Below are 20,368 nucleotides of genomic sequence, written 5' to 3' on the forward strand. Positions count from 1 at the left end.
CGCCGCCCCCTCTTGGAAGGGACGCGCGTGAGCCGTCCGGGTTCCCGAAACGCTTCAGGGCCCTCCGCGCGTTCGCGGAGGGCCCTGAAGGAGGACGTCGCTACCCGGGCCCGGCGCCCGGTGGCTGGGCGACCCCGCCGCCACCACCTCCCGAGGTGTTGCCGAGCGGGAACGTCGGGGTGTCACCCGGGCCGGGCCGCGTGGGCCGGCCGGTGCGCGACGTCGTGTTCGTCTCGGTGTCGGTCGGCTCGGTGCTGGGCGGGGTCTCCGTGGTGGACGGCGGGGTCGTCGTGGTCGGCGTGTCCGACGGCTTCGACTGCGTCGTCGTCACGTCGTTGACGTCCTTGCCGATCGGCTGGACCTTGTCGAACTTCTCCGCGGGCTTGCCCTTGAGGTAGAGGTTCATGAAGTTCTGCCACGTCGGACCGGCGATGGTGGCACCGAAGATCGGCTTGTTCTTCGGGTCGTGCAGCGGCTTGTTGCCGTCGCCGCCGACCCAGACCGCGGCCGACACCGACGGGGTGTAGCCCACCATCCACGTCTGCGCGTTGCGGTCGGCGTACGCCTTCGGGTCGTCGGGCTTCGCCGTGTACTGCTGCGTACCGGTCTTGCCGGCGCACTCGTGGCCGGTCGGGCACTTCAGCTTCGAGTGGTCGATGACCGGCTTCAGCGCCTCGGTGACGTTGCCCGCGATCTGCTGGCTCTTCGACGCGTCGTCGTCGAACGCCGGGTTGGTCTTGATGTTGTTCTGGTCGAACTCGACCTCGTCCTGGTTGTTCGTCAGCTTCGCGACGAAGTGCTGCTCGTGGTAGGTGCCACCGCTGGCGAACGACGCGTACGCGGCCGCCATGTCCTCCGGGGTCACGGCCGTGCCACCACCACCGAGCGAGATGTTGTTGTCGTCGGTGTAGAGGACGCTCTTGCCGTCCGGCGCGACCTTGACCCCGGCCTCCTTGGCCGCTTCCGCGACCCGGGACGGTTTCGTCACGTTCAGGACCATGTCGTAGAACACGGTGTTCGCCGAGATCTCCATCGCCTTCGCGACGGTGCAGTCCTTGCCGCAGCTGGCGCTGTCACCCGCGTTCCGGACCGTGCGGCCGCCGAGCACCCGGTTGTTGGAGCCGTCGAACGTCTCGCCGAGGCCCTTGCCCATTTTGAGGAACGCCGTGAGGTCGAACGCCTTCACCGACGAACCCGGGTTCCGCGCCTGGTTGGCGCGGTCCTGGCCGATCTGGTCCTTGCCGTTGGCGTCCTTCACGAGCTCCGGCCCGCCGTAGTAGGCGAGCACCCCGCCGGTCTTCGGGTCGACCGCGACGAGTGCGTTCAGCAGGTTCTCGTCGGTCTGGCCCTTCATGCCGTCGGCGGTGGCCTTCTCCGCGGCGTCCTGGGCCGCCGGGTCGATCGTGGTGTAGATCTTGGCGCCGCTGGAGAACAGCTTGTTCTCGTCGTAGCCCTTGGCCGCCAGCTCGTCCTTGATCCGCTGCTGGACCTGGTAGGTGAGCTTGCCGGAGTTCTGCTCCTTGTTGGCGTTCTTCGGGATCGGCGTCGGGTACTGGAAGGTCGCCCGCTCGTCCGCGCGCAGCCACTTGTTGGCGACCATCTGGTCCATCACGTACGCCCAGCGCTTCTGCGCGTACGCCTGGTTCTCCGACCGGCCGGGACCCTGGATCAGGCCGGCCAGCAGCGAGGCTTCGGACGCGTTGAGGTCCTTGGCGTCCTTGTTGAAGTACGCCTTCGCGGCCGCCTGGATGCCGTTCGCCCCGCGGCCGAAGTAGACGATGTTCAGGTAGGAAGTGATGATCTCTTCCTTGGACTGCTGGTTGTTCATCTTGAACGACTTGGCCAGCTCGGTCCACTTGCGGGTCAGCGTCGGGGCGTCGTTCTGCGTCGCCTGCTTGATGTACTGCTGGGAGATGGTCGAACCACCGCCCTGGCCGCCGGAGACCTGGTTCCAGACCGCGCGCAGGATGCCGGTGACGTCGAAGCCCGAGTTGGTCTCGAACGTCGCGTCCTCCGCCGAGTACACCGCGTGCTTGACGACTTCGGGCACCTCGCCCGGCTTCAGCAGCTGGCGGTCGCCGCCCGGCGGGAGCTCGCGGCCCATCACCTGGCCGCCGGCGTCGTAGTAGGTGATCGGCTGGTTCTGCAGCGACTTGATGCTCTCCGGCGTCGGCACGTCGACCAGGAAGTACGTGATGACGAACGCGATCGCGGGGACGACGAAGAACAGCCCGACGAAGGCGTACCCCACCCGCCGGATGATCTTCCACCGGCGCTTCTTGCGCTGCGCCGGCGTGAGGACCTTCTTGCCCTTTTCGTCGAGCTCCTCCTGGGGCTCGACGTCGTCGGCGAACTCGTTGAAGGCGGCGTCGTCGTAGCCGTCGTCGTACGGGTCGCGGCCGAAGTCGTCGGTGCCGTTGTGCGCGTGGTGGGTGATCAGGTCCGGCTCGCGCTCGGGCGGCGGCGTGGGCCGCCGGCCACCCGGCGGCTGGCGGAAGCCCTGCGGCGGCGAGCCGGGCGGACCCTGCTGCGCGCGCTGGCCGGGGGGCGGGACGGCGCGGCGCGCCGTCATGCCCTGCTGGCCCTGCTGACGCGGGCGCTGCGGCCGCCGCGGCGGCTCGTCGCCGGCGGGCCACTGGGGGCCGCCTTCGTCACCGGACGGCCACTCGGGCGACCCGCCGCGCGGGTTCCCGCGTGGCGGCGTGCCGCGTTGGGGCCGGCGGGGGGCTTCTTCGCCGGGCCACGCCGGTCCGGGGTCTTCCCCCGGCCACGGGCCTGACTGGGCACGGCGAGGTGCATCTGGCTCCTGGCCCGGCCAGGAGCGGTTGCGGTCGTCGTTCACGAATGGGCCTCCCAGACCGGCACCCGGTAGTGCGCCGTTCTGCGCTCTTCAGCGGTTGTGATCCAGCTCACCGGCCTGCGGTCCTTCGTGGACCGTCGACCGGCTCCCCCGTGCCGAGGACGTACGACCGGACCAAGTGGTTCCAGTGGCACGCCCGGCACACTTCGACGTCGTACACGGTGAACTCGGCGAACAGGCCGGCCATCCTGGCCAGCTCCTCGGGGGTCCTCGCCGAGCCCGCGACGTGCTTGAGTTCGTCACCGTAGACCCAGGACACCAGGGTCAACGGCTCCTGGCGGCAGATCGGGCAGGGCTGGTCACCGGCCCGGCCGTGGAACTTCGCCGCCCGCAGCAGGTACGGGCTCGCGTCGCAGGCTTCGTAGCTGCCGACGCGCCCGGAGCGGACTTCGGCCAGCAGCGCACGGCGCTGCAGCGCGTAGTCCACGACCTGCCGCTGGTTAATCACCAGGACAGAGTACGGGCTCTTCCTGTGTCGTCCACGCCCCCTAGCGCGACCGGCCCCGTGACCGGGGCGGACACGCCGGACGTTCGATAACTCTCCGGTGAATTTCCCCCACTCCAGAGTGAGGGCGCCCGTTAGCTTCGCCACTTCGATGTATCGGCGCGATATAGTGGCTGAGTAGGTTGGATCGAGGCGATCATTCGGAGCAACGCGGTTCGTCTCGGTTTGTTCCCGGAAGGGGGTGCGCTGTGCTGGAGTTCGCGATCCTCGGTCTTCTGCACGAAGCGCCCATGCACGGGTACGTGCTGCGCAAGCGGCTGCACGAGACGCTCGGCACGTTCCGGACGTTCTCGTACGGCTCGCTGTACCCGACCCTGCGAAAGCTGCTGCGGGCCGGGTACCTGGTCGAAGAGCTGGACGAGGCCGACGACCGGGCGTGGTCGCGGCGCGGACGGCGGGTCTACAAGCTCACCGCGGAGGGCAAGGAGCGCTTCGGGGAGCTGCTCGGCGACGCCGGGCCGCAGACCTGGGACGACGAAGGTTTCGGCGTCCACCTGGCCTTCTTCTCGCGGACCCCGGCCGACGTGCGGATGCGGATCCTCGAGGGTCGCCGCCGCCGCGTCGAGGAACGCCGTGAGGGCATGCGGGCGGCGCTGGCCAGGGCCGAGGAGAAGATCGATCGCTACACCCGTGAGCTGCACCGGCTGGGGCTGGAGACCAGCGAGCGGGAGGTGCGCTGGCTCAACGAGCTGATCGCGCACGAACAAGCCGAACGGCAGGGTCCCGAGACCTGAGCCGCGCGGCCGGGCCGCAGCGTCGCGGCACCAGACCTACTGAACAGACGGATTGAAGGAGAAACCCCCATGGGCGAGAACCGCCGCGTACGGGTGGCCATCGTGGGCGTCGGCAACTGCGCGGCGTCGCTGGTCCAGGGTGTCCAGTACTACCGCGACGCGGACCCGGCCACCCGCGTCCCCGGTCTGATGCACGTCGACTTCGGCGGCTACCACGTCCGCGACATCGAGTTCGTCGCCGCGTTCGACGTGGACGCCAAGAAGGTCAGCCGCGACCTGTCCGAGGCGATCTTCGCCTCCGAGAACAACACCATCAAGATCGCCGACGTGCCGCCGCTCGGCGTCACCGTCCAGCGCGGCCACACCCACGACGGGCTCGGCCGCTTCTACCGCGAGACGATCGAGGAGTCCGACGAGACCCCGGTCGACGTCGTCGCCGCGCTCCGCGAGGCGCAGGCCGACGTGCTCGTGTCGTACCTGCCGGTGGGCTCCGAGGTGGCCGACAAGTTCTACGCCCAGGCCGCGATCGACGCCGGTGTGGCGTTCGTCAACGCGCTGCCGGTGTTCATCGCCTCCGACCCCGAGTGGGCGAAGAAGTTCGAAGACGCCGGCGTCCCGATCGTCGGCGACGACATCAAGTCCCAGGTCGGCGCCACCATCACGCACCGCGTGCTGGCGAAGCTGTTCGAGGACCGCGGCGTCCAGCTCGACCGGACGATGCAGCTCAACGTGGGCGGGAACATGGACTTCCTGAACATGAAGGAGCTCGAGCGGCTCGAGTCGAAGAAGATCTCCAAGACCCAGTCCGTGACGTCGCAGGTCGACCGCGAGCTCGGCAAGGGCAACGTCCACATCGGACCGTCGGACTACGTGCAGTGGCTCGACGACCGCAAGTGGGCCTACGTCCGGCTCGAGGGCCGCGCGTTCGGCGACGTGCCGCTGAACCTGGAGTACAAGCTCGAGGTGTGGGACTCGCCGAACTCGGCGGGCATCATCATCGACGCCGTCCGCGCCGCGAAGATCGCGAAGGACCGCGGCATCGGCGGCCCGATCCTGTCGGCGTCGTCCTACTTCATGAAGTCGCCGCCGGAGCAGTACGACGACGCCACCGCGCGCGACGCCGTCGAGAAGTTCATCCGCGGCGAGGTCGAGCGCTGATCCTCCGCTGAGAAGAAGGCCGTCACCGCTCCGCTGGTGGCGGCCTTCTTCGCGTGCTCCACTAAACCGGTGGGGCGGGGTGCGCGTTGGCGGGGCGTGAGTGCGAGCGTGGGCGAAAGCGCGCCGGAGGACCTGGGCGCGCCGACGTTCCACGACCTGTTCCGCGAGCACTTCGCCCAGATGACGAGGCTGGCGCACCTGCTCGGCGCGGACGACGCGGAGAACGTCGCACAGGAGGCGTTCGTCAAGCTCCACCAGCGCTGGGACACGCTGTCCGACCACACGCGGGTGGCCGGCTACCTGCGCACGACCGTGGTGAACATGTCGCGGTCGCGCACGCGGCACCTGCGCGTGGTCCGGCGGACCCCGCAGGAGAGACCGCCGGACGAGCTGTCGGCCGAGGTCAGGGCGGTGGCCAACTGGGAGCACGAGCGGCTGCGCGAGGTGGTGGGGAAATTGTCCCGTCGCCAACGCGAGGTACTGGTGCTTCGCTATTGGCTGGACCTCAGTACGGCGGGCATCGCGGAGACGCTGGGCATCTCCCCGGGAACGGTCAAGGCGACCACCCACCACGCGATGGAGAACCTGCGCAAGCACCTGGGGGAAGAGCCGGGAGGTGAGCGATGACCGACCTCGAACGCAAGCTGGCCGACGCCCTGCGGGGGCAGGCGGAGCAGGTCACGCCCAACCTCGACGCGGCGTGGGCGGAGCAGCAGAGGAGGCAACGGAGGCCGAGACGCCGCCGGTCGACGGTGGTGGTCGCGCCCCTGGCGGCGGTGCTGGTGGTGCTGACGAGCGTGCTGCTGGCCACGCAGCTCAACACGCCTTCGGCCCCGCCGGCGCAGCCTGGAGTGCCGTTGACCTCGGCGGAGTTCACTCCGGAACCCATGCACTCCCTGTTCGGGCTGTACGACAGGGTCCGTTTGACCGATTTCGTCGGTCAAACGGACCCTTGGACCGCTTACGCCTTCACCTCAGGGGGGCGCGGTGGGCTCACGGGGCTGCTTTGCGTGGCTTCGGTGCCGGCCGGGCAGCAGCTCGCAACCGGCGCCTCGCTCTACGGTGATGGACCTCGATGCACCCTCGCCGGGGAACTGCCACCCCGCGGGATGCGCGCCGCTTACCTCGGTGAACCCAGCGGACCGCTGCCGCCGGGCAAGGCCGCGTTCTTCACCGATTCCACCGTTCGGACCCTGCGGCTCTACGCGGCGAACGGTGACTTGACCCTGGCCCGCCCGGTGGGGCACCTCGCCTCGGATCTCCTGGTCTTCGTGGCCGATGTGCCTCCCGGCTCGCCGCCGGTTCGCTTCGAGGTCAGCTGAGCCCCAGCGCTCCCGGCAGGTCGGTGATCTTCTCCACCACCGCGGTCGCCTGCCCGAGCACCTCCGGGTCCGGCGGAAAGTGCGGGTTCGGCACCGCGTAAACCGCCATCCCCGCCGCCAACGCCGACCGCAGGCCGTTGGTCGTGTCCTCCACGGCCGCGCACCGATCAGGTGCCACCCCCAGCAGCTCGGCCGCCCGCAGGTACACGTCCGGCGCCGGCTTCCCCGCGCCCACCTGCTCCGACGACACAGCCGCCCCCACCGGCAATCCCGTCACGTCCAGGAACCCCTTGATCAGGATCACCGGGGACGAACTCGCGATCGCCACCGGCCACCGCGCCGACACCTGCCGCACGACCTCCACCGCTCCCGGGATCAACGGTGGCTCCGCCGCGTACCGCGCCGCCATCCGCTTGACCACCAGCGTCGCGATCTCCGGGGGCGACAGCCGCGCGCCCAGTTCCTCCACCAGGTACCGGGCCCACTCCGGCGTGCTCATCCCCTGCTGCGCGCGCGTCGCCTCCGGGCGCCACGTGCCGCCGTGCTCGGCGACCACCGTGCGCCGCACCTCGTCCCAGATGCGCTCCGAGTCCACCAGGACGCCGTCGAGGTCGAAGATCACCGCTTCCATGTCCCCGAGCCTAGCCTGTGAGCAGACTTACTTAGCTACCCTTACTAATTTTTGTTAGCCTAGCTAAGTGACTTCCGCGATCACCGATCTCGCCCACCGGCTGCGGCCGCTGGTCTTCCGGCTCTACCACCAGGTACGCCGGCAGACGCCGCAGCTCTCGCTGACCCTCACGCAGGGCTCGGTGCTGAGCGAGCTGGTCAACGGCGGGCCGCGCCGGATGAGCGCGCTGGCCGAGTTCGAACGGGTCAAGCTGCCGTCGATGACCGACGTCGTCAGCCGGCTCGAGCGCCTCGGCCTCGCCACCCGCGCGCCGGACCCCGCCGACCGGCGGGCCGTGCTCGTGGACGTCACCGACGAGGGCCGCCGCTTCTACGCCGAGATGGTCGCCGCCCGCGAGGAGTTCCTCCGCGAGCGGCTCATCGCCATGGACGACACCGACCGCGCCGCGATCGAAGCCGCCCTCCCGGCCCTCGCGAAGCTCCTGATCGACACCAAGAAGGAGGAACTGATCAGCGATGAGCGCTGAGCACCACTCGAGCCTGCTGGACGCCGTCAAGGGCCAGCCCAAGCAGGTGTGGATCACCGCGTTCGCCGCGGTCATCGCCTTCATGGGGATCGGGCTGGTCGACCCGATCCTGCTGTCCATCGCCAAGGGCCTGGACGCGACGCCGTCGCAGGTCACGCTGCTGTTCTCGTCCTACCTCGGCGTCCAGGTCGTCGCGATGCTGGTCACCGGCGCGGCGAGCGCGAAGTTCGGGCCCAAGAAGACCGTGCTGGTCGGGCTGACGCTGATCGTCGTGGCCACCGCGCTGTGTTCGGCCGCCGGGTCGATCGAGCAGCTCGTCGGGCTGCGCGCGGTCTGGGGGCTCGGCAACGCGTTCTTCATCGCGACCGCGCTTTCGGTGATCGTCGGCGCCGCGACCGGCGGCCAGTCCGGCGCGATCCTGCTCTACGAGGCCGCCCTCGGCGTCGGCCTGTCGGTCGGCCCGCTGCTGGGCGCGCTGCTCGGCAGCATCTCGTGGCGCGGCCCGTTCCTGGGCACCGCGATCCTGATGGCCGGCGCGCTCGTGCTGTGCGCGGTGTTCCTCAAGAGCGACAAGGGCGAGCAACGCGCGCCGATCAAGCTGCTCGACCCGCTGCGCGCGCTCAAGCACACCGGCCTGCTGCGCACGTCCGTCGCCTCGGCGCTGTACACGGCCGCGTTCTTCGCCGTGCTGGCCTGGTCGCCGTTCGTCCTCGGCTGGAGCGCCATCGCCGTCGGGCTGGTCTTCTGCGGCTGGGGTCTGTGCGTCGCCGTCGCCGGGGTCGCCCTCGCGCCGCGGCTGGCCGCCAAGCTCGGTGAGCGGCACGCCGCCGCGGCCGCCGTCTTCGGCTACGCCGTGCTGATGCTGGTGCTCGCCGTGCCGAGCAAGCCGGTCCTGGTCGCCGGGATCATCGTCTCCGGGCTGGTGTCCGGCCTGCTGAACACGCTGTTCACCGGCACCGCGATGTCGATCAGCGACGCGCCGCGCCCGGTCGCCAGCGCGGGCTACAACTTCTGCCGCTGGCTCGGTGGCGCCGTCGCCGCGACGCTCGTCGGGCACGTCGCCGAGTGGTTCGGCTCGCCGCAGGCGCCGTTCATCGCCTCCGCCGTGCTGTGCGTCGTGGCGGGCGGGCTGCTTTCGCTGCGGGAGACGAAGGTGGACCCGCACACCGTGCCGCAGGAGGCCGTCCTCGTCGGCGAAGAGTTCTGACGAGGCCGTTCGGGGCAGCAGTACATCCGCCGTTCACCTGTATGTCGGGAATGGCTGGTTTTGGGAGCCTAGGTTCGGTGAGTTCCCGAACTCCCCACGATGGAGGCGAAGTGCCCGACCGCCTGCTCCCGCTGCTGCCCACCCACCAGGGCGGCCGCTCCCCGATCACCTGTGAGTACCGCTGCGGCAACGCGTGCGCCCACCCCGAGGCCAACGAATCCGGCAACGAGTACTTCGGCGACGTCGTCAAGGACATCTCACGCCGCCGGGTGTTCAAGGCCGGCGCCGTGATGGCCGCCGCCGCGGGTGGGTTCGCCGCCCTGTCCGGCACGGCGGCGGCCGCGCCGCTCCAGAAGCCGCGGCCGCCGCGCCCGGTGCCCGGCACCGACTTCGACCCCGTCCCGCCGAACAAGCTCGACCAGGTCAGCGTCCCCGCGGCCTACGACCAGCGCGTCGTCGTCCGGTGGGGCGACCCGGTCGTCGCCGGCGCCCCGAAGTTCGACTTCACCAAGCAAACGGCGGCCGCGCAGGCGAAGCAGTTCGGCTACAACAACGACTTCGTCGGCCTGATCCCGCAGGACCCGCTGGGGCTGTCGAACCTGCTCGTGGTCAACCACGAGTACACGACCGAGGTCCACATGTTCCCGGCCGACCAGTACGACCCGGCCAACCCGACCGAGGAGCAGGTCAAGATCGCCTGGGCGGCGCACGGCCTGTCGGTGCTGCTGACCCGCCGCGACCCGGTGCACGGCGGTCTCGAGGTCGTCCCGAGCCGGTACGGCCGCCGGATCACGCTCGACACGATCTTCGAAGTCCGCGGCCCGGCCGCCGGCTCGAAGTACCTCAAGACCTCGGCCGACCCGAGCGGGACCAAGGTCCGCGGCACGCAGAACAACTGCTCCGGCGGCGTGACGCCGTGGGGCACCGTGCTCTCCGGCGAAGAGAACTTCGACCAGTACTTCGCCAACTCCGACAAGGTCACCGACCCGGTCGCGGCGGCGCGGCTCAAGCGCTACTCCGTCGGCGCCGGCACCAGCACCCGCAAGTGGGAGCGCTTCGACAAGCGCTGGGACGTCTCGCAGGAGCCCAACGAGCCGAACCGCTTCGGCTGGGTCGTCGAAATCGACCCGAACGACCCGACGTCGACGCCGATCAAGCACACCGCGCTCGGCCGGTTCAAGCACGAGGCCGCGAACGTCAAGATCACCGCGGACGGCCGGGTCGCCGTCTACTCCGGGGACGACAGCCGGTTCGAATACATCTACAAGTTCGTCTCGAAGGGCAAGTACAAGCCGGGCAACAGCGCCCACGCGCGGCGGCACAACTCGGCTCTGCTCGACGAGGGCACGCTGTACGTCGCCCGCTTCACCGGTGACAGCCCCGGCGAGATCGACGGCACCGGCAAGCTCCCGGCGGACCACGAGTTCGACGGCACCGGTGAGTGGATCCCGCTGGCGAGCGGCGACAAGTCCTTTGTGGACGGATTCACCGCCGAAGAGGTCTACGTCTTCACCCGCCAGGCCGCCGACAAGGTCGCCGCGACGAAGATGGACCGGCCGGAGGACATCGAGCCGAACCCGGTCAACGGCCGGATCTACGCGGCGCTGACCAACAACACCGACCGCGGCGCGGCGGGCAAGGCCGGCGTCGACGAGGTGAACCCGCGCAACGGCAACAAGAACGGGCACATCCTCGAGTGGGAGGAGAACCGCGGCGACGCGGCCTCGACGCGCTTCACCTGGCGGCTGCTGCTCGTCTGCGGTGACCCGGCCGCGGCCGACACGTACTTCGGCGGCTTCGACAAGAGCCAGGTCAGCCCGATCTCGTGCCCGGACAACGTCACCTTCGACCGGCACGGCAACCTGTGGATCGCCACCGACGGCAACGCGCTGGGCGCGAACGACGGCCTGTTCTCGGTGCCGGTCACCGGACCGGAGCGCGGGCACGTCAAGCAGTTCCTCTCGGTGCCGGTCGGCGCGGAGACCTGCGGCCCGGTGGTGACGGACAACCTGGTGCTCGTCGCGGTCCAGCACCCGGGCGAGAACGCGACCAGCTCGGCGAACCCGACGTCGCACTGGCCCGACGGCGGCACCGCGCAGCCGCGGCCGTCGATCGTCTCGGTGTGGAAGAAGGGCCGCTTCGGCCTGCCCGGCCGCATCGGCGAACGCTGACGCCCTGACCCGCACCGGCCGAGGTTCACTCTTAAGTGGACGGTTCTCGGCCGGTGCGGGCCCCGGCACCGCGCCATAGTCGAGGCATGGTCCGTTCGGCGCGCGTGGTGGCAGTGGCGGTGGTGGCGTTCTCGGGAACGGTCGTACCCGCGGCCGTCGCGGATCCGCCGCCCGCGTGCGGCGGGATCGCGGCCAACCCGAGCGTCGAGGAGACGGCGCGCAACGGCGCCCCGGACGCCTACGTCTTCACGCCGGCCGCGCCCGTGCCGCCCGGTACCCCGCCGGCGAAGTCACCGAAGCTGCTGACCGAGCAGGCCTTCGCCGTCGACGGGCAGCGGTCGGCGGTGATCCAGACGCCGGACGGCAAGGCCAGCACGGCCTATTCGACCGAGAAGTTCGTCCCTGGCGGCGTCTACACGCTCAGCGTGTCGACCGGCTCCTACGCGCCCGGCGCCGGACCGGCGACCGGCCTGCGCTTCTACGACGTGAACGGCGGCCAGGTCCAGGAGACCAAGCTGGTCGCCGACCACGACGCCGGGGACGGCCGGCTGGTGAAGCAGGAGTTCCCGGCGGCGACCGCCCCGGCGAAGGCGGCGGCGGTGAAGTTCTTCGCGACGACGAGCGCCGAGCGGCTGCGCTGGGACTGCGTCGACCTGCAGCTGGCGGCGTACTCGGTGAAGAAGGAAGTGCAGAACCCGGCGACCGGCGCGTGGGGCCCGTTCGCGACGGTCACCGCGGGCGAGACCGCGCACTACCGCGTCACCGTGACGAACGACGGCACGCAGGACCTGAGCGGGATCACGGTGGCGGACCCGTGGTGCAGCGGGAAGTTCGAGCCGTTCGCGCTGGCGGCGGGCGCGAACAAGGCGCTGACCTGCGACCACCCGGATCTGACGGTGGCCGACACCGGGCACGTCAACACGGCGAAGGTGACCGGCGTGCACTACCCGGGCGGCACGCTGGGCGACAAGACGGCGTCGGCGACGATCACCGTCCTGCCGCCACCGGCGATCGCGAAGATCGGCGACTTCGCCTGGGCGGACCGCAACCGCGACGGGATCCAGGACCCGGACGAGCCCGGCGTCGCGGGCGTCAAGGTGACGTTGAAGGACGGGGCGGGCGGCACGGTCACCACCGCGACGACGGACGACAAGGGCAAGTACGGCTTCGAGAAGCTGAAGGACGGGACGTACCAGGTCTGCTTCGCCGTGCCCTCGGGCTACGCGGTGACCAGCAAGGACGCGGCGCCCGACGACCGTGATTCGGACGCGGGCCCGGACGGCTGCACCGCACCCCGCACGGTCGGCGGCCCGTCGCACGAGGACTTCGCGGTGGACCTCGGCCTGGTCACGCCGACCAACCGGATCGGCGACTTCGCCTGGTCGGACACGAACGGCAACGGCCTGCAGGACGCGGGCGAGCCGGGCCTGGCCGGGGTCAAGGCGACCCTGGACAACGGCACGAGCGTGGTCACCGGCCCGGACGGTGCCTACGCCTTCACCGGCCTCGAAGACGGCAGCTACCAGGTCTGCTTCAGCGCGGAGGGCAAGCACCCGACCGGCAAGGACACCGGCGACGACACGAAGGATTCGGACGCGGACCCGGCGACCGGCTGCGCGGACCCGCGGCAGCTGGGCGCGGACAAGCGTGAAGACCGCACGGTCGACGTCGGCTTCGCGTAGCTACGGTGGGGGCATGACGGATCTTCCCCTCGCCCTCGTGACCGGCGCTTCCCGCGGCATCGGCAAGGCGGTCGCCCACCAGCTGGCCCCGGCCCACCGCCTCCTCCTCGGCGGCCGGGACGCGGCCGCCCTCGAGGCGCTGGCGAAGGAGCTTCCGGGCGCGAAGCCGTGGCCCGTCGAGCTGACGAACCCGTCGTCGCTCGCCGAGGCCGTCGCGGGCATCGAGTCGCTGGACGTCCTGGTCCACTCGGCCGGGGTCGCTCGCATCGGCCGCATCGAGGACGTGTCCGCCGAGGCGTGGCGGGAGAACTTCGAGGTCAACACCCTGGCCGTGGTGGAGCTGACCCGCCTGCTGCTCCCGGCCCTGCGCACGGCCCGCGGTCACGTGGTCGTGATCAACTCCGGCGCGGGCCGCAACGCGCGCCCGGGCTGGTCCCCGTACGCGGCGAGCAAGTTCGCGGTCCGTGCGTTCGCCGACGCCCTGCGCGAGGAGGAGCCGCAGATCCGCGTGACGTCGGTGTACCCGGGCCGCACGGACACCGAGATGCAGCAGGAGATCTTCAAGGGCGAAGGCCGCGACTACGACACCTCGCACCTGCTGCGGGCGGACTCGGTGGCGACCGCGGTGGTGACGGCGGTGTCGGCCACCCCGGACGCCCACCTGACCGAGCTGATCCTGCGGCCGAACTAGGCCCGCAGCCGGGCGGCGGTCTCGGCCACCCCGGCCTGGACCTTCGCCCGGTCCACCTTCGTCGCCTCGCCGGCCGCCACGACCTGCTCGCCCGCGACCCACACGTCCCGGACCCGGCGGGAGCCGGCCGCCCACACCAGGTTCGAGAGCAGCTGCACGTCCGGCACGTCCAAGCCGCACGCGAACGCCGGGTCGTCGAGGTCGATGTGCACCAGGTCGGCCCAGCGGCCCGGCTCCAGCACCCCGATGTCGTCCCGGCCGAGCGCCGCGGCGCCGCCCCGGGTGGCCAGCAGGAACACGTCCGCGGCCGTCAGCACCGTCGAATCGCCCGTCGCCAGGCGGGCGAACATCGCCGAGAGCTGCAGCTCTTCCCACAGGTCGATGTCGTCGTTGGACGCCGGGCCGTCGGTGCCGAGGCCGACCGCCACGCCGGCCGCACGCAAGTCCGCGACACGGGCGATGCCCGAAGCCAGCTTCGCGTTCGAGCCCGGGCAGTGCGCCATGCCGACGCCGTACTGGGCGAACAGCGCGATGTCGGCGTCGGAAAGGTGGATCGCGTGCGCCGCGAGCACCCGGCCGCCGAGCATGCCGAGCTTTTGGAGCAGAGCGGGCACCGAACCGTGCGCCTCACGGACGGCAAGATCCTCGGCGGCCGCCTCGGCGACGTGGATCTGCACCAGCGCGCCACGCGAGGCAGCCGACTCGGCCGTCGCCCGCAAGCCCTCCTCGGACAGCATGTACGCCGAGTGCGGGCCGTAGCCCAGCTCGATGCGGTCGCCGGGGCCGAAGCGCAGGCCGTCCGTGTCGATCCAGCGCTCGATCGCCGCCAGCTGGGCGCGCCAGTCGAGGCCCGGCAGCTCCATCACCGGCGGCGCGACCAGCACGCGGCCGCCCGTCGTGAGGACCGCGTCGACCAGCTGCTCGCCTTCGAAGTACATCTCGGCGCTGGTCGTGACGCCGTGGCGCAGCATCTCGACCGAGCCCAGCAGCATGCCGGTGCGGACGTCTTCGGGCCGCAGCTTCGCTTCGGCGGGCCAGATGATCTCGTTGAGCCAGGGCAGCAGCGGCAGGTCGCCGCCCATGCCGCGCAGCAGCGTCATCGGGCTGTGCGCGTGCGTGTTGACCAGGCCGGGAACCAGGATGCCGGTCAGGGTGGTGACCGGTGCGGCGGACTCGGGGGCGGTGGCCGCCGGTCCGCAGTAGGAGATGCGCCCGTCGGCGTCCACGTCGACGACCGCGTCACGCAGGAGCGAACAGGACGCGTCGGCGGGGAGAACGACAGGGGCGTGGAAACGGCGTTGCATCTCTGGATACTACGCACCCTCGATTACGAGACGACTCCACTCCGCCACGCCCACGCCGCGATTTCCACGCGGTTGCGCGCGCCGATCTTGCCCTGCACCGACGCCAGGTGCGTCTTCACCGTCGACAACGAAAGGAACAGCTCCGCGCCGATCTCGGTGTTCGTCAGCCCGCGCGCCGCGGCCTTGACGACGTCCATCTCCCGCGCGGTCAGCGGTTCCGAAGGCGGCGCGACCTGCGACCGGGCCGGCCCGCCGTCGAAGTGCTTGAGCAGGCGGACGGTGATCTGCGGCGACACCAGCGCGTCGCCGCGGTCGGCCGCGCGGACGGCCTCGATCAGCAGCGCCGGGCCCGCGTCCTTCAGCAGGAAGCCGTGGGCGCCGTTGCGCAACGCCGTGTGCACGTACTCGTCGAGGTCGAACGTGGTGACGACGACCACCTTCAGCGGGTCGGCCACGTCCGGGCCGGCCAGCTGCCGGGTGACCTCGAGGCCGTCGAGGCCGGGCATGCGGATGTCGAGCAGGCAGACGTCCGGGCGCAGCTCACGGGCCTTCGACACCGCCGAGACGCCGTCCGCGACGTCGGCGACGACCTCGATGTCGTCCTGGGCGTCCAGGATCATGCGGAACCCCATCCGCACCATCTCCTGGTCGTCGGCGATCAGTACCCGGATCACTCGTCCCCTTCCCCGGCGGCCAGCGGCAGCCACGCTTCGACCCGCCAGCCGCCGTCCGGTCCTCGCCCGGCCGACAGCCGTCCCTTGAGCAGCGCGACGCGTTCGCGCATGCCGACCAGACCGTATCCGCCCGATCCGCCGGCGGGCCGCCGCGCCGTCTCGTGGCCGTTGTCGGTCACCCGCAAGTGCAGCTCGGAGCCGCTCACTTCGGCCAGCACGAACGCGTCGGTCGCGTCCGAGGCGTGCTTGCCGACGTTGGTCAGCGACTCCTGCACCAGCCGCAGCGCCGAGCGGCCGACCTCGTGCGGCAGGTCCGGCGGCAGGTCGAGGTGCATGGACGTCGGCACGCCGTGGTTGGCGCTCTCGACCAGCTTCCGCAGGTCGGCGCCGAGGTCGGTGGTGGCCTGCTCGCTGAACTCGCTCGACCCGGCCGGCGCGTCGCCGCGCATCGAGCGGACCAGCCGCCGCATCGCGGCGAGTGCCTCGACGCCCGCGTTCTCGATCCGTTCCATCGCCTCGACCGCGACCTCCGGCTTCTGCGAGGCCATCATCCGCGCGGCTTGCGCCTGCACGACGATGCCGGTGACGTGGTGGGCGACGACGTCGTGCAGCTCGCGGGCCAGCGCCATCCGCTCGGCGGTCTGGGCCTCGGACACCGCCGACTGGACGACCGTGGTGCGCTCGGAGTCCCGCGAGCGCAGCATCAGGCCGACCGCGATCGAGATGCCGAGCAGCAGCGCGGCGGCGAAGGCCAGGATCGACAGGGTCTGCGGGTCGGTCTGCAGGCCGGCGGGCTTGTTCGAGTTGACGATCGCGGCCAGCGCCACGACGGCCGACAGGATGCCGATCCGCGGCCACGACTGGCTCAGCCCGCGGGCGCGGGTCAGCGTGACGATCACGCCCATCGCGGCGATGACCTGCGCGAACGGCACCCCGCCCGGCATCGGGTAGTCGTAGCGCAGGTGCAGGAACGGCGTGACGACCGTGGACAGCAGCAGCATCCCGGCGATGCCGAGCAGCGCGTCGGCGGGCCGCCGCGGGGCCAGCACGGCGATGATGGCCGCGACCAGCGAGCAGAACAGGATCGGGAAGCCGCGGGCGTTGCTGGAGTACGTGTAGCCGAACTCGAAGATCAGCGCGAAGCCGAGCAGCCCGATCAGCGGCCACTGGCCGAGGGCCAGCTCGTTCACCCGCTGCAGCTTCCGGTTCCGCGGATCGGCCTTCGGCCGGCGGTCCCGCAGCGTGATGGCGGGCACGACCGGTCCGACGAGCAGCAGCAGGCCGAACACCAGGCCCTGGGTCGCCGTGCCGCCGTCGATGTCGTCGATGCCCCGGTACCGGCCGAAGAGGGCGACCAGGCCGCCGACGACCAGGAAGCTGACCACGCAGAAGGCCACGCCGGCCCGCGCCCGCCGGGTCACGTAGTAGACCATCAGCACCCCGGCCACGACCTCGGTGATGGTGATCTTCGGCAGCACGCTGGAGTACGCCGGGATGCGGAACGCGTAGATCCACAGCGTCGAGAACACCAGCACCGTGCCGCCGGCCACGCCGGCGACCGCGGCGCGCTTCTGCGCCCACTGCGCGCAGGCGACCATCGCGAAGATGCCGGGGAGCAGCCCGAAGTCGATGAACTTGGGACCGTGGTCGTCGAGCGCCGCCTGCGTCGTGAAGACGACGTCGAAGAGCAGAGCGGCGAACAGGACGGCCGAAGGCACGCCGATGCGCCGCACCAGTGCGGCGGCGCGGGCGTACAGCGTTTTCGGCGGGGGCGCGGCGGTCACAACGTGACGTTAGAGGATTCGCCCGCGTCCGCACCTTGGCCGAGTGGCCCGCGCTCCCTCGGCCGATCGGCCGATGCGGCACCGGCCGTGACTGGCCGTCTGCCCGAAGTGGACCGCCCCCGATCTCCGCGAAGCTCGTCGTCGTCAAGATCCGAACCGACAGGAGAACGTGGTGGACCCGAACACTCCACAGTGGACCAATGGGCCGGTGCTCTCCGGCCGCGGGCTCGTGAAGCGCTACGGCGCGCAGCACGCCCTGGCCGGCATCGACATCGACATCCAGCCGCGGGACGCCGTCGCCATCGTCGGGCCGTCGGGCTCGGGCAAGACGTCGCTGCTGCACGTCCTGGCCGGCATCCTCAAGGCCGACGACGGGCAGATCTTCCTGGCCGGGCAGCGGATCGACCACCTCGGGGAGAAGAAGCGCAGCGAGCTGCGCCGCACCGAGTTCGGCTTCGTCTTCCAGTCGGGGATGCTGGTCGCGGAGCTGTCGGCCGAAGAGAACGTCGCGCTGCCGTCGCTGCTGGCGGGGCTCGGCCGCAAGGAGGCCATCGAGGCCGGCCGCCAGTGGCTTTCGCGCCTCGGCTTGGCCGGCAAGGAGAAGCGGCGCCCGGGCGAGCTGTCCGGCGGCGAGGCCCAGCGCGTCGCGATCGCGCGGGCCCTGACCCACCGGCCGAAGGTGATCTTCGCCGACGAGCCGACCGGCGCGCTCGACACGCGCACCGGCCGCGACACGATGGACGCCCTGCTCGGCGCCGCCCACGAGACGGGCGCCGCGGTGATCGTGGTGACCCACGACCGCGAGCTGGCCGAGTCGATGCCGAAGACCGTCGCCATCCGCGACGGCCTGATCGCGACGAGGCTGGCGGCGTGAACTCCCTCCAGATCGCCCTGCGGGTGCTGAAGGTCGACCGGCGGACCCGGACGTCGGCGATCCTCACCGCGATCGGGGTGGCCGTCGCGACCGGGCTGGTGCTGCTGCTGGCGACGCTGCCGTTCGCCACGCAGAACCGCGAGCAGCGCGCCATCTGGCAGGGCGAACACCACGTCGGCTTCCAGCTCGACGGCCAGCGGCAGCTGCTGTTCAACTCCGCCACGGACTACTTCGACGGGCAGCAGATCGTCCGTGTCGACGTCGCGCCGGTCGCCGGGGCCGGCTCGATCGCGTTGCCGCCGGGCGTGCCGCAGCTGCCGGGGCCGGGCGAGACCGTCGTGTCGCCCGCGCTCGGCCGGCTCCTGCAGGCGCACCCGGCCGGTCAGCTCGGCGACCGGTTCGGCAAGCCCGTCGGCGCGCTCGGCGACGACGCCCTCCGCTTCCCCGAGCAGCTCGTCGCGCTCGTCGGGCACACGCCGGAGGCGATGCCGGAGAACGCCTACCCGCTGGCGGGCTTCCCCAGCGGCAAGGCGAGCCCGGATCCCCTGCTCATGCTGCTGTCCTGGGTCGGGATCATCGTGCTGCTGGTGCCGAGCCTGGTGCTGGTCGCGTCCTCGGCGCGGCTGACCGCGGCCCGGCGGGAGCGGCGGCTGGCCGCGATCCGGCTGGCCGGGGCGACGCCGGGGCAGGTCACGAACATGGTGGCCGCCGAGACGACGTTGTCCGCGGGCATCGGCGCGCTGCTGGGGCTGCTGATCAGCCCGGCGCTGCACGGCCTCGCGTCGTTCGTGCCGTGGGCCGGTGGCACCTGGCTCGCGTCCGACTTCGCGCTGCCGGTCGGCCTGACGGTGTTCATCGTCGTGGCCATCCCAGTGCTGGTGGTGCTCGCCGGTGTCCTCGGCCTGCGCCGCGTGCTCAAGAACCCGCTGTTCGCGACGGGCGGGCACACGAAGAAGCCGTTGCGGTGGTGGCGCCTGCTGGCGCTGCCCGCGGCCGGGCTGTTCTTCCTCGTCGCGGTGACGACGGCGAAGGAGTCCGGCGGCATCACGATGGTCATGGCGGGCCTGTTCCTGCTGGTCGGCTCGGCCGCCGTCGTCGGGCCGTGGGTGACGTCGGCGGTGGGCGGCACGTTCGTCCGGATCTGGCGGCGCCCCTCGGCGCTGCTCGCCGGCCGCCGCCTGCGCGACGACCCCAAGGGCGCCTACCGGGCTTCCGCCGGGATCGTGCTCGCCGTGTTCGCCGGCTCGATGGCGCTGACGCTGCTGCCGACGTTCGAGTCGATGGCCGGCGGCGGGCGGTCCTTCCAGGACTCCGTCCTCTACGTCGACACCGACGCCGAGCACGCGGGCAAGATCGTCGACCAGGCCAACGCGTCCCTGCGGAAGTACGGGCAGTCCGAGCAGGCCGTCGCGGTCGGCGAGGTCTACCTGGTCCAGGGTGAGGGCCGGGAGCGCAACGGCAACCGGGCGCTCGTGATGACCTGCGCCGACGCCGTCAAGCTGACCCGGTACGGCCTCACCCCGGCGAACTGCACCGGCGGTCCGGCCGTCTTCGGCGACAAGCAGCTGGACCTGGCGAAGTACAAGATCGCCACCGAGTGGGAGGCCCCCGCGGTGGCGGTGAACTCGGGGACGCGGGCGGAAGCCGTGCCGCCCCGGGACTCGGACCTGTCCAGCACGGCGATCATCGACCCGGCCGCGCTGCCGGCCGGCTTCACGCCGAAGTGGGTCACCGTGGTCGCGCCGACCACCGACGCCAACCGCGAGATCGTCCGGACGGCGCTGGCCGCGCCGGCCGCCGGCGAGGAGATCGGCAGCCGGGACCAGTACCTGTTCAACCAGCAGACCGAGCTCGGCGACCTGCGCCGCGTCACGGTGATCGGGCTGATCGCCGCCGGCGTCCTGGCCGGGTGCAGCGCCGCGGTCGCGACCGCGGGCTCGGTGATGGACCGCCGTCGCACGTTCGGGGCGTTGATGGCGGCGGGCACGCCGGTGCGGGTGCTGGCGAGGGCGTTGCGGATGGAGGCCGCGCTGCCGGCGCTGGTCGCCACCGTCGGCGCGGGAATCGTCGGGGTGCTGGTCGGTGTTGGGCTGTACAGCATGGTCGACCCGGGTGGCATCGTGCTCAGCCCGTGGTTGCTGGCGCCGGTGGTGCTCGGCGTCGGGGTGGCCCTGCTCGGCGCGTCGGTCTGCACACCCGCCCTCAAGCGGGTCCAGGCCGAGCCGCTGGCCGAGGAATAGGGAGG

17 protein-coding genes are annotated in these 20,368 nt (G+C 71.3%); 11 read left to right on the forward strand and 6 right to left on the reverse strand.

Translation table 11 applies throughout. The features are described 5' to 3' along the window. Nucleotides 1-100 precede the first annotated feature (100 nt). Together ACWEVP_RS06545 and ACWEVP_RS06550 are read right to left on the reverse strand one after the other, a co-directional pair. Nucleotides 101-2,842 carry a transglycosylase domain-containing protein gene (locus ACWEVP_RS06545; RefSeq protein WP_452061604.1) on the reverse strand — a complete coding sequence of 914 codons (2,742 nt, stop codon included), beginning with the start codon at nucleotides 2,840-2,842 and terminating at the stop codon, nucleotides 101-103. A 67-nt stretch (nucleotides 2,843-2,909) separates the two neighbouring features. Then, the gene (locus ACWEVP_RS06550) at nucleotides 2,910-3,308 is read right to left on the reverse strand and encodes a DUF5318 domain-containing protein (RefSeq protein WP_452061605.1); all 399 of its coding nucleotides are present in this window, start codon (nucleotides 3,306-3,308) and stop codon (nucleotides 2,910-2,912) included. Nucleotides 3,309-3,553: 245 nt separating this feature from the next. Here ACWEVP_RS06550 and ACWEVP_RS06555 point away from each other — a divergent pair, with 245 nt between their 5' ends. The 4 genes from ACWEVP_RS06555 to ACWEVP_RS06570 all read left to right on the forward strand — a co-directional run bounded on the left by ACWEVP_RS06555 (nucleotide 3,554) and on the right by ACWEVP_RS06570 (nucleotide 6,579). After that, nucleotides 3,554-4,099 carry a PadR family transcriptional regulator gene (locus tag ACWEVP_RS06555; protein WP_086679623.1) on the forward strand — a complete coding sequence of 182 codons (546 nt, stop codon included), beginning with the start codon at nucleotides 3,554-3,556 and terminating at the stop codon, nucleotides 4,097-4,099. A 69-nt stretch (nucleotides 4,100-4,168) separates the two neighbouring features. Continuing rightward, nucleotides 4,169-5,257 carry an inositol-3-phosphate synthase gene (locus ACWEVP_RS06560; protein ID WP_285457198.1) on the forward strand — a complete coding sequence of 363 codons (1,089 nt, stop codon included), beginning with the start codon at nucleotides 4,169-4,171 and terminating at the stop codon, nucleotides 5,255-5,257. A 96-nt stretch (nucleotides 5,258-5,353) separates the two neighbouring features. Further along, nucleotides 5,354-5,884: an RNA polymerase sigma factor gene (locus tag ACWEVP_RS06565; RefSeq protein WP_452061606.1), complete on the forward strand. Its 531-nt coding sequence runs from the start codon at nucleotides 5,354-5,356 to the stop codon at nucleotides 5,882-5,884. Then, the gene (locus ACWEVP_RS06570; protein ID WP_452061607.1) at nucleotides 5,881-6,579 is read left to right on the forward strand and encodes a hypothetical protein; all 699 of its coding nucleotides are present in this window, start codon (nucleotides 5,881-5,883) and stop codon (nucleotides 6,577-6,579) included. Before ACWEVP_RS06565 ends, ACWEVP_RS06570 begins: the two co-directional genes overlap by 4 nt. Here the strand turns inward: ACWEVP_RS06570 and ACWEVP_RS06575 are convergent. Then, nucleotides 6,572-7,210 (reverse strand): HAD family hydrolase, encoded by a 639-nt coding sequence (locus tag ACWEVP_RS06575; RefSeq protein WP_452061608.1) that lies wholly within the window; start codon nucleotides 7,208-7,210, stop codon nucleotides 6,572-6,574. The genes ACWEVP_RS06570 and ACWEVP_RS06575 overlap by 8 nt on opposite strands. Before the next feature lie 67 nt (nucleotides 7,211-7,277). Here ACWEVP_RS06575 and ACWEVP_RS06580 point away from each other — a divergent pair, with 67 nt between their 5' ends. The 5 genes from ACWEVP_RS06580 (at nucleotide 7,278) to ACWEVP_RS06600 (ending at nucleotide 13,487) form a co-directional block, all read left to right on the forward strand. Next, a complete protein-coding gene (locus ACWEVP_RS06580; RefSeq protein ID WP_452061609.1) occupies nucleotides 7,278-7,736 on the forward strand; it encodes a MarR family winged helix-turn-helix transcriptional regulator in 459 nt (152 codons plus the stop codon). Next, the gene (locus tag ACWEVP_RS06585) at nucleotides 7,726-8,943 is read left to right on the forward strand and encodes an MFS transporter (protein ID WP_452061610.1); all 1,218 of its coding nucleotides are present in this window, start codon (nucleotides 7,726-7,728) and stop codon (nucleotides 8,941-8,943) included. The genes ACWEVP_RS06580 and ACWEVP_RS06585 overlap by 11 nt, the downstream gene beginning before the upstream one ends. Nucleotides 8,944-9,053: 110 nt before the next feature. Further along, nucleotides 9,054-11,114, forward strand: a complete 2,061-nt coding sequence (locus ACWEVP_RS06590) for a PhoX family protein (protein ID WP_452061611.1) — start codon at nucleotides 9,054-9,056, stop codon at nucleotides 11,112-11,114. A gap of 86 nt (nucleotides 11,115-11,200) precedes the next feature. Beyond that, nucleotides 11,201-12,796: a DUF7850 domain-containing protein gene (locus tag ACWEVP_RS06595; protein WP_452061612.1), complete on the forward strand. Its 1,596-nt coding sequence runs from the start codon at nucleotides 11,201-11,203 to the stop codon at nucleotides 12,794-12,796. A 13-nt stretch (nucleotides 12,797-12,809) separates the two neighbouring features. Continuing rightward, the gene (locus tag ACWEVP_RS06600; RefSeq protein WP_452061613.1) at nucleotides 12,810-13,487 is read left to right on the forward strand and encodes an SDR family oxidoreductase; all 678 of its coding nucleotides are present in this window, start codon (nucleotides 12,810-12,812) and stop codon (nucleotides 13,485-13,487) included. Here ACWEVP_RS06600 and ACWEVP_RS06605 read toward each other — a convergent pair. From ACWEVP_RS06605 to ACWEVP_RS06615, 3 genes are read right to left on the reverse strand one after another with little or no spacing between them, the layout of a single operon-like run. Continuing rightward, nucleotides 13,484-14,791, reverse strand: coding sequence for an amidohydrolase family protein (locus ACWEVP_RS06605; protein ID WP_452061614.1), 1,308 nt, complete (start codon nucleotides 14,789-14,791; stop codon nucleotides 13,484-13,486). The genes ACWEVP_RS06600 and ACWEVP_RS06605 overlap by 4 nt on opposite strands. Before the next feature lie 23 nt (nucleotides 14,792-14,814). Next, the gene (locus tag ACWEVP_RS06610; protein WP_452061615.1) at nucleotides 14,815-15,465 is read right to left on the reverse strand and encodes a response regulator; all 651 of its coding nucleotides are present in this window, start codon (nucleotides 15,463-15,465) and stop codon (nucleotides 14,815-14,817) included. After that, entirely contained in the window at nucleotides 15,462-17,249 is a 1,788-nt protein-coding gene (locus tag ACWEVP_RS06615; RefSeq protein WP_452061616.1) for a sensor histidine kinase, read from the reverse strand. The genes ACWEVP_RS06610 and ACWEVP_RS06615 overlap by 4 nt, the downstream gene beginning before the upstream one ends. A gap of 172 nt (nucleotides 17,250-17,421) precedes the next feature. Between ACWEVP_RS06615 and ACWEVP_RS06620 the strand changes: the two genes are divergently transcribed. Both ACWEVP_RS06620 and ACWEVP_RS06625 read left to right on the forward strand, forming a co-directional pair. Further along, nucleotides 17,422-18,123: an ABC transporter ATP-binding protein gene (locus ACWEVP_RS06620; RefSeq protein WP_452061617.1), complete on the forward strand. Its 702-nt coding sequence runs from the start codon at nucleotides 17,422-17,424 to the stop codon at nucleotides 18,121-18,123. Next, the gene (locus ACWEVP_RS06625) at nucleotides 18,120-20,363 is read left to right on the forward strand and encodes an FtsX-like permease family protein (protein ID WP_452061618.1); all 2,244 of its coding nucleotides are present in this window, start codon (nucleotides 18,120-18,122) and stop codon (nucleotides 20,361-20,363) included. The genes ACWEVP_RS06620 and ACWEVP_RS06625 overlap by 4 nt, the downstream gene beginning before the upstream one ends. Nucleotides 20,364-20,368 lie beyond the last annotated feature (5 nt).

This window comes from Amycolatopsis sp. NPDC003865 (assembly GCF_053605345.1).

Coding starts and splice junctions, on each gene's coding strand:
- ACWEVP_RS06560 (WP_285457198.1), top strand. CDS start 4,169: ATGGGCGAGAACCGCCGCGTACGGGTGGCCATCGTGGGCGTCGGCAAC.
- ACWEVP_RS06570 (WP_452061607.1), top strand. CDS start 5,881: ATGACCGACCTCGAACGCAAGCTGGCCGACGCCCTGCGGGGGCAGGCG.
- ACWEVP_RS06575 (WP_452061608.1), bottom strand. CDS start 7,210: ATGGAAGCGGTGATCTTCGACCTCGACGGCGTCCTGGTGGACTCGGAG.
- ACWEVP_RS06585 (WP_452061610.1), top strand. CDS start 7,726: ATGAGCGCTGAGCACCACTCGAGCCTGCTGGACGCCGTCAAGGGCCAG.
- ACWEVP_RS06595 (WP_452061612.1), top strand. CDS start 11,201: ATGGTCCGTTCGGCGCGCGTGGTGGCAGTGGCGGTGGTGGCGTTCTCG.
- ACWEVP_RS06600 (WP_452061613.1), top strand. CDS start 12,810: ATGACGGATCTTCCCCTCGCCCTCGTGACCGGCGCTTCCCGCGGCATC.
- ACWEVP_RS06605 (WP_452061614.1), bottom strand. CDS start 14,791: ATGCAACGCCGTTTCCACGCCCCTGTCGTTCTCCCCGCCGACGCGTCC.